Below are 13,961 nucleotides of genomic sequence, written 5' to 3' on the forward strand. Positions count from 1 at the left end.
GCCTGTTATTTATCAACGGGGTTTTATACGAAACGCCAAGCGATTGGAAGCTCTGCCGAACGGCAAAAAACCGCCCTTCCATAGAAGAGCGGCGACTTCGGTTCCATAGATTCATCCGGCGTGCCGACCTGGAACGCCCGCTGCGCGTAGGCGCAGGACAAGAAGGGCGTCGGCGCTGCGTTCAATAACGCAGCGCCCGAAAAGCGTCGACCAGCTTGCGGGTATACGGATGCTGCGGATCTTCCATCAGCTGTCCGCTGCCGCCGGTTTCGACGATTTGCCCGCTGCGCATGACGGCGATCCGGTCGCTTACGCAGCGGACAAGCTCCAGATCGTGGGAAATAAACAGATAGGTCATGGAGAACGTTTGCTGCACTTGCCGCAGCAGCTCGATAACTTGCGCCTGCACCGATACGTCGAGCATCGAGGTCGGCTCGTCCAGCACCAGAAACGCCGGATTCAGCATCAAAGCGCGGGCGATCACAATCCGCTGGATTTGCCCTCCGCTAATTTGATGGGGGTAGCGCAGCAGGATGCCGCTGCTTAGACCGACCAGCTCCAAGAGCCCCAGCGCTTTGGCCATGCCCGCTTCCCGGTCCATCGTCCGGTGCAGGCGAACCGGTTCTAGCAGACTGTCGAGCAGCGTCTGCCGGGGATTGAGCGCGGAATCGGGATGCTGAAAGATCATCTGCATTTGTCGGCGCAGCGGCCTCATCTCCTTCATGCCGAGTCCCGTTATCCGGCGGCCGTCGAAATAAATGTCTCCTTCGTCGGCCTCCGCAAGCTTCATGATCAGTCGGGAAAGCGTCGACTTCCCGCAGCCGCTCTCCCCGACAAGCCCCAGCGTCTCGCCCTTGGCGATATGGAGCGATACCCCGTCAACGGCCAGGGACGCTCGCCGGCTCCATCGTCCGCTCCGAAACCGTTTGCTCAGATGCTCGACCCGAATCATACAGAAAACACCTCGCTTTGCATCCGGCCGAATCCGCTTCCCCCTTGCGGCCCCCGTCCTGTCTCATGGCAATCGCCTGTAGCTGGGGCTGCGCGGCCGCACATAACGCAAGCCGCTCGCCGCAGCGCGGGTGGAAGGCACATCCGGGCAGCATCTCCGTCAAGCTCGGACTCGCTCCCGGAATGGCGGCCATTCCCCGGCCCGGCAGCGATCCGAGGAGGCCCCGCGTATAAGGATGGCGGGGCGTGACGAACAGCTCCGCCGCCGCGGCTTCCTCCACGATTTGCCCGGCGTACATGACGCCGATCCGGTCGCACAGCGCCCGCGCGACGTGCAAATCATGCGTGATGACGAGCATCGCCGCGCCCGTGCGGCGGGCGGCGGCGCGCAGCAAGCTCGCCACCTGATTGCGGACGACGGCGTCAAGCCCTTTGGTCGGCTCGTCCGCAATCAGCAGCGACGGCGCGCCTGCGGTGCCGATCGCCGCCAGCACCCGCTGCTTCATGCCGCCGCTCAGCTGGAACGGATACGCGCGCAGCTGCCTCCGGGGCTCGGGCAAGCCGAGCTCCTCCAGCAGGCCGATCGCCTGCTCGCGCGCTTCCTTGCGCCCGATCCGTCCGTACAGCCGGATCGCTTCCAGCAGCTGATACCCGATAGACAGCACCGGGTTCAAAGACGACGCCGGGTTTTGCGGAATCAGCGCAATGTCCCGCCCGCGCAGCTTGCGTCTGGAGCGCGGGTCCAGCTCCAGCAGACTTTGGCCCTTGTAGACGATGCTCCCCGACACTTCGGCCTCGGCCGGAAGCAACCCGGGGATCGTCAGTCCGAGCACCGACTTGCCGCTGCCCGTTTCTCCGATCAGCCCGTAAATTTGTCCCTGCTTCAGCTCCATCGACACTCCGCGAACCGCATGTACGATGCCGTTGGGAGTGCGAAACGACGCCCGCACATCGTGCAGGCTGAGCAGCGGCTGCGTATCGCTCACCTTCCTCATCTCCCGCATTTCATAGTCATTTTCAAATAGCCGGCGGCGCATAGGCCATGCCGGTCTTCTTGATTACAGTAACGATTGTTCATTGGAGTTTTTGCTGTCCAGCCAATCCCTGAGACCGTCTCCCAGCCAGTTGATCGAGAAGGATACCGCGGCGATGCACAAGCCCGGCGCGAGAATAAGGTGAAAATAACTGCGGAAATACGGTCTCGCGTCGTTCACCATCACGCCCCAGTCCGGCGTCGGGGGCTGCAGCCCGAGTCCTAGAAAGCTGAGCGAGGCGATGGACAGAATCACCCGCCCGATGCGCACCGTAAACAGCACGGTCAAAGGCCCGAGCATATTCGGAACGATATGCCTAGCCAAAATATAAGCGTGTCCGGCTCCCAGTACGCGGATGCCTTCAACGTAGGCCTCTTCGCGCAGCTTCATCGCTTCCCCGCGGACAACCCTCGAGAAATCCGCCCAGGATGTCAGAATGAGCGCAATGAATATGCTCTGCACGCCCGGCCCTAACGTGCCCGCTATCGCAATCATCAGACTGAGCCCCGGCAGCCCTTGAAAAATATGAATGACGGCCTGTATCGTATCGTCGATCCAACCGCCGAAATAGCCGGCCGCCGTGCCGACAACGAGACCGATCAGCATCGTGGCGGCCGTCACCGCCAGCGCGAGGAGAATGCTGACGCGCCCGCCGTACAAGATGCGGCTGAATACATCCCTCCCGAGCGTATCGGTTCCGAGCAGGTGCTCCGAAGTTAACGGGGCGAGCCGCTCGGCCATGTTCACCCGGTTCGGGTCATAGGGCGCAATCAGCGGGGCCAGCAAGCTGCCCAGCACTATAACGGCAAGAATCGATAGGGCGATGACGTTCGGCACCGTAAGCAAGCTTCCGGCCGACCGCCGGGAGACAGCCGGTAACGGCGTCGACTCCCCTTGCGGAGAAGACGCGTGAACGGACGGCTTGTCCTGGCCAAAATTCGGCTTCATCGCAGCTTCCCTCCTAACCGCATTTGCGGATGGATCAGCACATAGGAGAAGTCCACCAGCAAGTTGAAGGCGACGTAGACGACGCCCGTGAAAACGACATAGCCTTGAATAACCGGATAATCTCTGCGGAAAATGCCGTCGATGGCGAATCTGCCGATGCCCGGCAGCGCAAAGATCACTTCCACGATGACCGAGCCGCCCAGAATGGCGCCGAAATACGTTCCTAACACGGTAACGAGAGGAATAAGCGCGTTGCGCAGCGCATGCCTCAGCATAATAAGCGCGTCATGCAGTCCTTTGGCTTTAGCCGTCAAGATGTAGTTATGATTCCAAACTTCCAGCAGCGAAGCGCGTGTCAAACGCATCAAGACGGCGCTCGTCCCGGAAGCCAGCACGACGGCCGGCATAATGAGATGCCGCAAGCTGCCGTAGCCGCTGGTCGGCAGCCAATGCAGCTTCTCCGAAAACAGCGTAATCAGCAGAATCGCCAGCCAAAACCCCGGCACCGAGACGACGATCAGGGCGACGGCTCGTCCGACGTGATCGAGCGGGCCGTTTTTCTTAAGCGCCATCAGCATGCCGAGAGGTATGCCGCCGCCCGCCGCAAACAGGACGGCCAGCAGCGATACGCTCAGCGTAACCGGCAGTCTGCGGACGATCTCCGCGCTGACCGATTCCTTGGTCATATACGAGGTACCCAGATCCCCCTGCACCGCTTTGAACAGCCAGCGGCCGTACTGCACGGCGAACGGATCGTTCAGTCCCAGCTGTTCGCGCATCGCTGCGATCTCCTGCTCGGAAGGCTCCTTCACGCCGTTTTGAGTCAACGCTTCAACGGCGGGATCGCCTGGGGACGCTGCGCTGAGGACGAAGGCGACAAGAGAGATGCCGATCAGGATAGGAATGGCAGCCGCGATGCGGCGAATCAGATAAGCCATTTTACTGAGCCCACTCCAGCTGCGCCAGCGTCGTTCCGTAGACCGTCGCCTTGTAGCCTTTAATTTTCTTGTTATACGTGATCAAACTCGCATCGTTGAATAATGGGATCGTCGGCAAATCCTGTGCCGCAATCGCTTGAATCTCGTTGTAAATCGCTTTGCGCTCATCCATGCCCAGCGTCGTTTTGGCCTGGTTCAGCAGCCCGTCGATCCGGTCGTTCTTGTAGCCGAGGCTGTAGCTTTTATTGCTGGAACCGGCGCTCGACAAGTAGTTGGTGAAGATCGTATACGGGTCGCCGTTCGGCAAGCCTTGCGTAGCGAGCGCGAGGTCAAAATCTCCCTTCGCTTGGGCTTCCTTGAAGGCCGCGCCGTCAAGAATGCGGATGTTCGCGTCCAGATTCAGCTCCTTCAGCACCGATTGCAGCAGCTCGGCCTGGGCTTTGTACGGATAACGGTCCAGACCGTATGTAGGGACGATCAGATCGATTTTTTGACTGCCGCCTCCAAGCGCCTCGGCCGCAAGCTTCTTCGCTTCCGGCAAATTATACTCCGGCTTGATCTCCTTATAGAACGGCGACGTGACATTCAAAATGTTGACGGTAGATGTCGAGTATCCCAAGTACAGCTCCTTGACCAGCTGCTCGCGATCGATCGCAAGACTGAGCGCCTGACGCATCTTCGGATTGTCAAATGGCGGCTTTTTCCCGTTCGGGTGAATGTAGTGGGAAATCGTCGATTTCGTAGCGGACACCTCGAAGCGGTCGTCCTTGAGCAATTCTTTGGCCAGAGCCGGCGGAAGGGCTCCCAAATCCATAACGCCCATAATTTCCCCGGATATGAGCGCCGCGAGCCTCGTGTCCGGATCTGGAATGACGCGAACGCGGATGCGCTTCGTCTTGGCCTTGTCGCCATAATACCCGTCATAAGCTTCGAGCAGGTCGAATTGATCCTTCTGATGCTCGATCAGCTTGAACGGGCCCGTTCCTTGGGGCAATCCGTTGAAGTCGCCTTTTTCATTGAAATTTTTGGGGCTATAGATCGGACTGGCGAAATTGACCATCGAATACAGCAGTGTCGGCTGCGGATTGTCGAAGACAAGCTTGAAGGTCATCTCGTCCACTTTGACCACATCCTGAAGACCCGGATAGGCGCTTTTCACATCCAGCGTGTAAAAAGGAGAGCTCTTAGGGCTTACCTGCTTATACCGGTTGAAGTTAGCGATCACGGCATCCGCGTTCAGCTTCTCTCCGTCATGGAATTGGACGCCGTCGCGCAGCTTGAACGTCCATTCCTTGCCGTCCGCCGACATCGTCCATGATGTCGCCAGCTTCGGCGCAGGCTGCCCGTCTTCACCCGATGCCACCAGCGGCTCCCACACATAAAGAATCAGGCTCGTGTAGTACGCATCCTGAGGCCCCGGAGCCAAATCGCGGGGAGCGGCCAGCACGACTTCGCCTTGATTCGCCGCAGCGGATACGGCTTCCGGGGTCTGCTGCGCTTTCGGCGCTCCTGCGCTGCAGCCCAGCAGACCGATCATGATGCACAGCCATAAGATTGATAATAAGTACGTTTTTTTCAACATGTTCGTTTGCCATCCTTCTTCTTGAATTCATCTTTACATTACTGCTTTGCTTTCCTGCGGGCGGCTTCCGTCTTCAGCACGCCGGGCGCTCCGTGTCCGGTCGGAGTAAAAACTCCGTCTGCATAACCGTAAACGGCACGGCTGGTTAGCGGATTGCCCCCGATCAGATGCTCTCTGACGATCGCTTTGCCTATATCCGGGGTAATCTCTTTATACCAGACGCCTTGTGGGTAAACCGTCACGACGCAAGCGTCCTCGCAGCGGCCGTTGCACTGCGTCCGGGTCGTATGAATCCGGTCGTCCGCTCCATGCGCTGTAATCTCCTCGCGAATCGCCAACGTCACCGCGTCAGCATCTTTGCGGGAGCAGCTGCCCCCGTTGCAAATCAGCACATGATGACTCGTTTGCGATAAATCCCAGGTCGCCATAACCGCATTCCTCCTTCTTCCCGATTCGCAATCTAAACCGCATACCAAAAAAAGGCATCTTCACCCGATAGAAAATAAGGTAAAGATGCCCGTAACAGTCCCTGTGGACGCATGACGGCCGTCTTAACACTTCCCCATCTCCCGTAGGTCAAAGCAGTGCTGTCAGAACAGGCAGGTCTCCTGGCTCCGGAATCATACGTCGGCAGCGGCCTTCCCGATCCGGTTCGATTACCTGGATCAGTGACATGTTCGCTTGGACTACTCCGTTACAGTGGCGGGACCGCGTCGGTGTTGCACCGAACTTCCCTATTAAGCTCCGGTATTTACCGGAACACCCATTCCCACGATGTGTAATTGTCGTTAAACAACACTGATGATACACGAATATACGGTTTTATACAACACGAAACTGATAGTAACTAATAGTAATTATTACTATTAATATATAAGCAGCGGCGTCTTTTGTCAACAACGGGAAAGGACAACAGAGAGCAAAAAAAGTTTTCCGCTTGCTTAGCCGTCGTTTTTCACCGCGTTTTTACGCATGCTGGTTCAGGAACAAATCGCCCAAAAGTGACGTGATGCTCTGAAGCTTATTCCGTCCGCATCCAGCCTAAGCTGGATCGGCGTCTAACCCTTCCTCTGGGATCGTTCTATGGGTAGACTTTACTTTCGGGGGAGACCCCGGATTTCCACAGGATATGGCTGCGCTTCATTTCCTAAACAGCAAAAAAGCCCGGATTTAGCCTGGCGCGGAGTATAAAACCGTGCCTGATTTGCCCATGCTAGTTAGATAAGGAGGTGAGAATCCATGGCGAGAGACGTAATGTGCGAAGTCAACTCCTGTAAGTATTGGGCTGCAGGCAATCAGTGCAACGCTTCTTCTATTTATGTAGTCAGCAATCACAACGATAAAGCCAGAAACTCGGCGGAAACCGACTGCAAAACGTTTGAATCGAAGATCTAATTTTTTTTCGGAAAGGCAGCCTATCGGGATATGGGCTGTCTTTTTGCTTGCTCAAATACAGTATAGCCAATAATGATAATTATTATCAGCCGATAATTATGCGCTCGTTCCCCTCTTCCCGCAGCATTTTTTCCTGCTTGAAGTCCGCGCCGGTGCCTGTACCGGACGATTTTTGTTTCTGTATAAATTAGGCAAGGGCACAAGCCGCCGGCCGGCGATCGTCGTATACTATCTCAGATCATGAGAGGAGCTGATAGGTAATGGCATATCGTTCGCATAGACATTGTTGCCCGCCAGCGGATCCGATTATTACTGATCCGCGCAGAATAGTAAGAAACTTTTATCACCCGCAACTCGTTCAAGTCATTCATCCGGTTGAGGTTGTTAACCGCCACCATTGCGTGCCAGTCTACCAACATTCGATTTCGTACTGCGAAAAAGACGAATTTTGTGGCAGCGCTCATCCGTATTTCCGCAAAGATAACCTCTAATCCGCAGGTAACGGAGAATGCCCTCCGCTAAACGCCGGCTATCGGCAACGTTCTTGGGTATTCTTCCCTGAAAGCTATACTGGGGAGGTCTCTTGTCTGTACCCGCCCAGCTTAAAAACCGCCCGGAATATGAATCCGGGCGGTCGCTCTACATTTCACCGGGTGTTACGCCTCTCCCGGCGAACCGGCCTCGCTCCGCACTCCGCCACGGTACAAAGGCAGCATGACCAGAACACCGATGACGAACAAAACGGCGGCCGTTTCGTACATAGCTACGATATGAAACATGCTTTTCAGCCAACCTGACAAGCTCATCGTCAACACCATCCCGCCCATAAAGAGCGGACTGAGAATCCCGTTGACCCGGCCTACATACGATTCTTCCGTATTGCTCAGAATCATCGTATTAATGCCGATCTGAATCGCCGGGAGCACCAAGCCGGAAACAAATTGCGCGCCGAGCGTCAGCCACAAGGACGTCGACAAGCCGGTTACTACCATGCCGGCCGCGCTTACGATCATCCCGATGACCAGCATCGTCTGCGGCTTGAAGCTTTTGGACATGGTCATCGCAAGAACGCCGCCGATGATCATCGCCACCCCGTTGGCGGTCATCAGCCATTGAATATTTTCCTTGGGCAAGCCAAGCCGCTCGGTCACCAGAAACACGCCTAACGGCTGGATCAAGCCGAGCGCCAGACCGGCCGTCAAGAAACAGCCGCCGAGCGTGCTCAGCACCTGCTTGGAGAGAACGTACCGGAAGCCGGCGGCCATCTCTTCTTTCAGCCTGGTAACCGGCTTATTCTCGGACGGCGCCGGGTCGGCGGGAAGAAACAACAGAACGGCGGCGGACAGCAAAAACGCGACCCCCATAATGAAAATAGCCGTCTGAATCCCGTAATGCTGGTAAACAAATGTCCCGAGAATAGGTCCCAGCACCATAAACAGGGCGAACATCGTCTGATAAATGGACATCCCCATCTGAATGAGCTCGCCGGGCACATGCGTTTTAAACAGGCGCATCCCGGACGGCTGCGAAAACTGCGATAAAATAGCGGAAACGAGCGTCGCGAAAAAGACCGCCTTCCATGTCGCAAACACAAGCGTGAGTAAAACAGCGAATACGGAAACCGCGCTCAACACATCGCACCATACCATCGTCCGCTTCGGCTTCCAGCGGTCGGCAAACGTGCCTCCTATAAACGAAAATATAAAGATCGGCGCAAATTCCGCTACGGAAATCATCGATACGGCGAACGGATCGCCGCCCGTCTGATCCATGACGAATAACAAAACGGCGAAATTCCGGACCCAAATGCCGATCTGCAGAAATAATCCGGATAACAGGATCGCCTGTACGAACCTGTTGCCAAATAATGCCCCCATCCCTTGCGAAGCAGAAGTCATCTATGCTCTCATCCTTTCTTGCGGTTACAAAAAAACTGTAGCTGCGCGTAATCTTAAACGAGGCTTGCCGCTAAAAGGTTGCTGAGTGTTAAAATTAACCTCAGCTTCATCGTTATTCCCAGGAAAGCCGCCGTAGAAACCTCGCTAAACTTCCGTGAACCATTGTACCACGCACCGTTCACCTTTATCGGGGAGAAAATGATTAAGGCTGTTTTTTCCGCCGCCCCCGGTTTCCCCTCCGTTTCGTCCGAAGAAAATAAACCGTCTGCAAGCTGCGCATACTAAATAGCAGCCCGTTTGGGACGATATTCTTTATGGAGGTATGAAATGATGAATATGCAGCGAGCGCAAGAAATAGCCGCTTCTCCGGTGATGGCCAATGTTACTTGCGACGGAGTTCCGGTCTATATTCAGCAGGTATTCGAAGATAACGGAACGGCGCGCATCTATCCTTTGAACAGTCCCGAACAAGAGCGGGAAGTTTCGTTAGCGAGTCTGACCGAGCATCAAACCCAAGGCTGAGAGCCGCTGCCGCAAACCTGCCGCATGCGGTAAAACCTCCGGCTAATCGCAAGGAAGCGGATGGGCTGCCTAGCGGGTCCCAATCTGGCCGCAAGCAGGCCCCTTGGCTTCTAAAGCGGATTCAGGCGCATTGCGGGAGCCTTGAACATGCTGCCTGCCGCAATGTCAAAAAGGAGCAGCTGCATAATAGGCAGCCTGCTCCTTCCTTTATTGCGAGGTATGACCTCGAGTTCTTATCCTCTCGGGTTGTTCGCGCTTGACTCCCCTGCCGGCCTAAGCCGGTAAAATCCATTGATCTACCGCATAGGCGATACCGCCATCTTGCAGCGTCCGGGTCACATAACGGGCTTTGGCCTTCAGCTCGTCCGAGCCGTTGCCCATGGCAATGCCGCTGCCTGCCAGCTCGATCATTTCAAAGTCGTTGTGGCCGTCGCCGAACGCGGCGACTTCTTCGGGCTGAAGCCCCAGATGGTCCATCAGCTTGCGTAGACCTACGGCTTTGTTCATGCCGGTAGGGTTAATATCGACGGCCCAGGGCCGCCAACGGTGTATATAATACGCGTCCTTCCGTCCCCCGGTGTAGACGCCTTCTTCATGCTCCTCGCAAAATACGATACATTGATATATATCGGGAACCTCTTCCGGAGAAGGCAGCGTTACCGGCTCCATAAAGCCGATTTCCCGCTGGCTTTGGCGAAAATGAGGATCTTCCGCACGGTTCATGAACATCAGCTCCGAGCCGTACAGCAAAAATGTATGCTTCAGCCGCTCGGCTTCTTCCAGCCAACGGCGCACCGTATCCTTCGGAAAAGCGCTGCCGAAGACAGTTTTGCCGCGGTATCCGATATGGCTGCCATTGCACGTAATCGCCCAATCGATGCCGAGCTCCTTGCGCAGCGATTCCATCTCGTACTCGCTCCGTCCCGTGCATAGGGCCAGCGCGACGCCCCGTTCCTTCAGCTTCTGCAATGCGGCCCGCGTAGAGTCGGGCAAGTAGTCCCGGTCGCGCAGCGTACCGTCCACGTCGAATGCTACCAATTTGATCATCTCTGCCACCCCATCCTTTCTTTCTGCTTCATTATAACAGAAGGCCTCCCGTTTGTGGGGCTGCACGGACTGCGGATCTGCAGGATGAGCAAACTCGCCGGGGTTGTGTCCCCACGGGCTGTTCGGGCTGCTCGGGCTGTTCTGCATCGCCGTACAGCACCGAGAAATATCTAACGGACGCAGCGGCCTCTATGTACACAAATATCAAGCTTTTGGAGTTGTAACGGACATAAGCGCAGTTATTTGACTAAAAATATATAATTCAGTAACAAATGGGAGTCAATAAGCGCTGTGGTGTCCGCTGCCGTTGAAAAGCAGCCGATCCTAACGAAATAACTGCAGCTGTGTCCGTTAGCCTCCATTCCCGCAAGCGGCGGCGCTACACTTCGATCGTCGGTCGGCAGCTTCGGTGCCGATTCCAGGCAGCGAGAGAACGGTTACCGGCAGCATGAATGCGGTTGGCCGCCCCCTCCCTTCGGCACTATAACGGTTAGAACGGCAGGCCGGGAGCCAGAAAAACGATATACGCAATCGCCGCCGCAATGCCCATGGCGATGAGCGGCGCCGAACGTCCCGGAACGAGCGGGCGCTTCTCCTCGGCTGGCCTGACCGCGAGAGGGGTGAGCAGCAGATACCATTGGCTCGCCCACAAGGAGTACGCCGCTTGCTCCGCCAGGCCGCCCCCGGCGCCGTGCAGCGCCCCGCCGAGCAGCGCCATCGCCGCGATCACGGCGTAAGGCAGGACCGCCAGGCGAACGGCGGTCCGTCTGACCGCAGCGCGGGAACCCGCTGCGAACGGCTCCAGCGTCCGCGCGCCATGCAGCAGCGCGGACAAGCAGACGGCTAGGCCGAGCGCGGCGAAGCCGGCCCTGGCCATTAGCAGGAGCGGCGGCTCCAGGCCGCTCAGGAAAGCCCCGACGTCGCCGCGCTGCGCGAAGGCGAACGCCGTCATGCAGCCGCCGGCCATATACATATTCGTATGGCCGAGCAGCCAGAAGCCGTAGCGGACATGCGGCCGCTTCGGGCGATATGCGCGCTGGACGAGCATCACCGCGAGGCCGAAGGCGATATTCGCCGCCGCTCCGGCTGCGGCGAGCGTCCGCCGCGCGGCGGGAGCGAGCCCGTCGCTTGCATAGGCGGCGTCCAGGCCCGTCAGCCGCAGCGGGCCGGCGTCCAGCAGCAGCGCGGCCAAGCCATGGCCGAGCGCTTGGTGGACGATCAGGTCGATCACGGCGGCCATCGCCGCCATCGCACCGACCGTAAGCAGATGCGGCCGGGACGCCCTGCCGCCGCCGCGAGTGTGCACAGGCTGCAAGTGCCGTTCAGCTCCTTTCCCTAAAGCAACTAAAATGATGCGCCATGATGACATCGCCGACGCGCGGCCTCCGCCATGTTCGCGAGCGCGCCCGGCTGCATTCCATGAACGGAATTGAAGACGAAGAAATTGCGACCGGTGCCGACGTTAAGCGGGCCATGTTCCGCGCGCAAAGACAGCGCTATTCGCCGGGCCGCAGCTTCACATTCCGTAGACCGCCGCGATCGCTTTCACTTCTTCTACGACTTTCATCCTTAGTTCCAGCGGCGACAACACCTCCGCGTGCGGACCGTAGCTGAGAATGATTTCGCAGGCGGATTCGAGCGTTTCGAATTCAACGTCGAGCTCCAGCCAGCCGTCCTCCGCTTCTTCCTGGCCGCCGCTAATTTTGGCATAACGCTCTCGACCGATGCGCGCACGCAGCCTTTCGTTGACGCGAACCCGCGCAGGGTACTTGGGCAGCGCTCTCTTGAACCGCTCCGTAGATTGTTCCCAATACGTCTCCAGATCGAACCCCTCCGGGCGCTCGAACCGCTCCTCCAGCTTACGGGCGCAGGCAAGACGGGAGATCCGGTACGTGCGCATATCTCCGTCCGTTTCGGCGACCAAATACCAAATATTCCGTTTGGCGACGATCCCGAGCGGATGCACGGTGCGCTCCGCGATCGCATCTTCCTTGCGGTATTGTAAATACAGCTTGCGTTCCTCCCACACCGCTTCCTGCACCGTACGAAGATGCTCGAACGATTCGTGCGATTGATGCCAGCCCGCGCCGTCTATATGAATCCGCTGCCTTACCCATTCGGCGTTTTCCCGGATTGCGTCCGGCGACGCCGCCAACAATTTCTGGAAGGCGGCTTCGAAGTCGCCCTTTATTCCGAGGTCATCGAGCAGGCTGGAAGGAATGGACAGCAGCAGCGAGAAAATCTCCTCCGTCTTCATTCCCGTCAAATCCGTTCGGTAGCCTTCCGTCAAAGCCCAGCCTCCCCCGGAGCCGCGCTCGGCATACACCGGAATGCCCGCCGAGCTAAGTGCCTCCATGTCGCGGAAGATCGTCCGCTCCGACACCTCCAGCTTTTCCGCCAGCTCCCGCGACGTCATTCTTCCATGGTTTTGCAGCAATAACAAAATGGACAGCAATCGATCCGCTCTCAAGGCCGAGCTCCCTCCTTGCTTGTTAGCTTCTATATTTTTCATTGTACCATATCAATATGTCAGCGGTTGTCATATTCGGTTTGTTACATTGCTATTGAAGTCGGGTTACTTAAAAGGAAAGTCGTGCTGTACATCGCGGTATCGCTCGACGGGACATTGCCAGAGAAAACGGAGACATCGATTGGCTGATCGGCGTCGAAAGAGAGGGATTCAACGGCTACGCCTCGTTTATGCAGGGGATCGATACGGTGATTATGGGGCGCGCCACGTGCGATCAGCTCGAATCGCTCTCGAAGCAATTTCCGTATCCCGATCAGCGGTGCTATGTGTTTACGCGCTCGCTTGCGCCTGAAGATCCGAACGTCGAGTTTGTTCGTGAAGACGTCTCTTCGTTCGTCGCGAAGCTGAAGCGGCAGCAGGGCAAGAGCATATGGCCGGTCGGCGGGGCGGGCTTGGCGGACGACTTTTTGCAGGCGGGACTGATCGACGAATTTATCGTTTCGACCGTACCGGTGCTGCTTGGAAAAGGCATTCCTTTATTCCACAGCCCTGTTCCGGAGCTGTCCCTCGAGTTCAAGGACGTCCGGCGTCACGGGCAAATCGCCCAATTCCATCATGCAGTCCGCTTTTGACAAGCAGGTGACCGTCTTGCATCTCTCTCACATCCCCAAGCATCGGGCAGCACAATAATAACCGCAGCCTGCGCCGCAGCGGTATCGGAATGCAGCGTCCGTCAGCCTTAGCGCAAAGACCTCATCCTCCTCATCATTATCGAGTCGAAAATTCCAGTTCGTGTCCCCCGAACCGCCATGACGGCAACGGGAATCGCGTCTCTCTATCCCGCACGCATACGCTGCGAACGCGTCAAACCGGGAATACGTATGCTTCCCCGCACAGCTGTCGTTAACTTTATATGGAATTGTACCTGGACGCCCCGCATCGACCCATGACATCCAATTGCGACAGCTCTCGATCCATTCCCGGCAAAACCGTTGCAAAATAAAGCATCATTCTCATCACAACCTTTCGTATCCGATTTTGGGGACACAGTCATAACCACCGGCTTAGCCGGTGGCTTCCATCAGCCCTATAAGGGCATGGTACTAGCACGCGCCTAAGAAGGCGCACTGAAAGTCTGCCAACCGCGAGCGGTCCCGGGCTTGCCCCTCAAAGGGG

13 protein-coding genes and 1 riboswitch are annotated in these 13,961 nt (G+C 57.1%); of the genes, 3 read left to right on the forward strand and 10 right to left on the reverse strand.

Translation table 11 applies throughout. The features are described from left to right. Positions 1 to 181 precede the first annotated feature (181 nt). The 6 genes from N0M98_RS31765 to N0M98_RS31790 form a co-directional block, all read right to left on the reverse strand. Positions 182 to 952 (reverse strand): ATP-binding cassette domain-containing protein, encoded by a 771-nt coding sequence (locus N0M98_RS31765; RefSeq protein WP_259620281.1) that lies wholly within the window; start codon positions 950 to 952, stop codon positions 182 to 184. Then, positions 879 to 1,937 (reverse strand): ABC transporter ATP-binding protein, encoded by a 1,059-nt coding sequence (locus N0M98_RS31770; protein WP_259620282.1) that lies wholly within the window; start codon positions 1,935 to 1,937, stop codon positions 879 to 881. Before N0M98_RS31770 ends, N0M98_RS31765 begins: the two co-directional genes overlap by 74 nt. 72 nt (positions 1,938 to 2,009) lie before the next feature. Continuing rightward, positions 2,010 to 2,933: an ABC transporter permease gene (locus N0M98_RS31775; protein ID WP_259620283.1), complete on the reverse strand. Its 924-nt coding sequence runs from the start codon at positions 2,931 to 2,933 to the stop codon at positions 2,010 to 2,012. Next, on the reverse strand, positions 2,930 to 3,871 hold the full coding sequence (gene nikB / locus N0M98_RS31780; protein ID WP_249861434.1) for a nickel ABC transporter permease: 942 nt from the start codon (positions 3,869 to 3,871) through the stop codon (positions 2,930 to 2,932). Before nikB ends, N0M98_RS31775 begins: the two co-directional genes overlap by 4 nt. Position 3,872: 1 nt before the next feature. Next, complete coding sequence (locus N0M98_RS31785; RefSeq protein ID WP_259620284.1) at positions 3,873 to 5,453, reverse strand: ABC transporter substrate-binding protein; 1,581 nt, start codon at positions 5,451 to 5,453, stop codon at positions 3,873 to 3,875. A gap of 38 nt (positions 5,454 to 5,491) precedes the next feature. Further along, positions 5,492 to 5,881, reverse strand: a complete 390-nt coding sequence (locus tag N0M98_RS31790; RefSeq protein WP_259620285.1) for a (2Fe-2S) ferredoxin domain-containing protein — start codon at positions 5,879 to 5,881, stop codon at positions 5,492 to 5,494. Between the two features lie 153 nt (positions 5,882 to 6,034). Further along, a riboswitch (cobalamin riboswitch) is annotated at positions 6,035 to 6,235 on the reverse strand. Between the two features lie 457 nt (positions 6,236 to 6,692). On the opposite strand from N0M98_RS31790, the gene N0M98_RS31795 reads away from it, so the two are divergent. Then, a complete protein-coding gene (locus tag N0M98_RS31795; RefSeq protein ID WP_249861432.1) occupies positions 6,693 to 6,848 on the forward strand; it encodes a DUF1540 domain-containing protein in 156 nt (51 codons plus the stop codon). Positions 6,849 to 7,504: 656 nt separating this feature from the next. Here N0M98_RS31795 and N0M98_RS31800 read toward each other — a convergent pair. After that, a complete protein-coding gene (locus N0M98_RS31800; protein WP_259620286.1) occupies positions 7,505 to 8,746 on the reverse strand; it encodes an MFS transporter in 1,242 nt (413 codons plus the stop codon). A 330-nt stretch (positions 8,747 to 9,076) separates the two neighbouring features. On the opposite strand from N0M98_RS31800, the gene N0M98_RS31805 reads away from it, so the two are divergent. Continuing rightward, positions 9,077 to 9,268, forward strand: coding sequence for a small acid-soluble spore protein H (locus N0M98_RS31805; protein WP_259620289.1), 192 nt, complete (start codon positions 9,077 to 9,079; stop codon positions 9,266 to 9,268). Between the two features lie 273 nt (positions 9,269 to 9,541). On the opposite strand, the gene N0M98_RS31810 is transcribed toward N0M98_RS31805, so the two are convergent. From N0M98_RS31810 to N0M98_RS31820, 3 genes are all read right to left on the reverse strand, one after another. Then, the gene (locus N0M98_RS31810) at positions 9,542 to 10,315 is read right to left on the reverse strand and encodes a Cof-type HAD-IIB family hydrolase (protein ID WP_259620287.1); all 774 of its coding nucleotides are present in this window, start codon (positions 10,313 to 10,315) and stop codon (positions 9,542 to 9,544) included. A gap of 490 nt (positions 10,316 to 10,805) precedes the next feature. Then, the gene (locus tag N0M98_RS31815) at positions 10,806 to 11,684 is read right to left on the reverse strand and encodes a hypothetical protein (protein ID WP_259620288.1); all 879 of its coding nucleotides are present in this window, start codon (positions 11,682 to 11,684) and stop codon (positions 10,806 to 10,808) included. Positions 11,685 to 11,831: 147 nt separating this feature from the next. Next, positions 11,832 to 12,785, reverse strand: a complete 954-nt coding sequence (locus N0M98_RS31820; protein ID WP_249861428.1) for a helix-turn-helix transcriptional regulator — start codon at positions 12,783 to 12,785, stop codon at positions 11,832 to 11,834. Between the two features lie 254 nt (positions 12,786 to 13,039). Between N0M98_RS31820 and N0M98_RS31825 the strand changes: the two genes are divergently transcribed. Further along, complete coding sequence (locus tag N0M98_RS31825) at positions 13,040 to 13,417, forward strand: dihydrofolate reductase family protein (RefSeq protein ID WP_259620290.1); 378 nt, start codon at positions 13,040 to 13,042, stop codon at positions 13,415 to 13,417. Positions 13,418 to 13,961: the final 544 nt, after the last annotated feature.

This window comes from Paenibacillus doosanensis, assembly GCF_025060755.1.
In the GTDB taxonomy this organism is placed as follows: Bacteria; Bacillota; Bacilli; order Paenibacillales; family NBRC-103111; genus Paenibacillus_S; species Paenibacillus_S doosanensis.

Coding starts and splice junctions, on each gene's coding strand:
- N0M98_RS31765 (WP_259620281.1), bottom strand. CDS start 952: ATGATTCGGGTCGAGCATCTGAGCAAACGGTTTCGGAGCGGACGATGG.
- N0M98_RS31775 (WP_259620283.1), bottom strand. CDS start 2,933: ATGAAGCCGAATTTTGGCCAGGACAAGCCGTCCGTTCACGCGTCTTCT.
- nikB (WP_249861434.1), bottom strand. CDS start 3,871: ATGGCTTATCTGATTCGCCGCATCGCGGCTGCCATTCCTATCCTGATC.
- N0M98_RS31785 (WP_259620284.1), bottom strand. CDS start 5,453: ATGTTGAAAAAAACGTACTTATTATCAATCTTATGGCTGTGCATCATG.
- N0M98_RS31790 (WP_259620285.1), bottom strand. CDS start 5,881: ATGGCGACCTGGGATTTATCGCAAACGAGTCATCATGTGCTGATTTGC.
- N0M98_RS31795 (WP_249861432.1), top strand. CDS start 6,693: ATGGCGAGAGACGTAATGTGCGAAGTCAACTCCTGTAAGTATTGGGCT.
- N0M98_RS31800 (WP_259620286.1), bottom strand. CDS start 8,746: ATGACTTCTGCTTCGCAAGGGATGGGGGCATTATTTGGCAACAGGTTC.
- N0M98_RS31805 (WP_259620289.1), top strand. CDS start 9,077: ATGAATATGCAGCGAGCGCAAGAAATAGCCGCTTCTCCGGTGATGGCC.
- N0M98_RS31810 (WP_259620287.1), bottom strand. CDS start 10,315: ATGATCAAATTGGTAGCATTCGACGTGGACGGTACGCTGCGCGACCGG.
- N0M98_RS31815 (WP_259620288.1), bottom strand. CDS start 11,684: ATGTCATCATGGCGCATCATTTTAGTTGCTTTAGGGAAAGGAGCTGAA.
- N0M98_RS31825 (WP_259620290.1), top strand. CDS start 13,040: ATGGGGCGCGCCACGTGCGATCAGCTCGAATCGCTCTCGAAGCAATTT.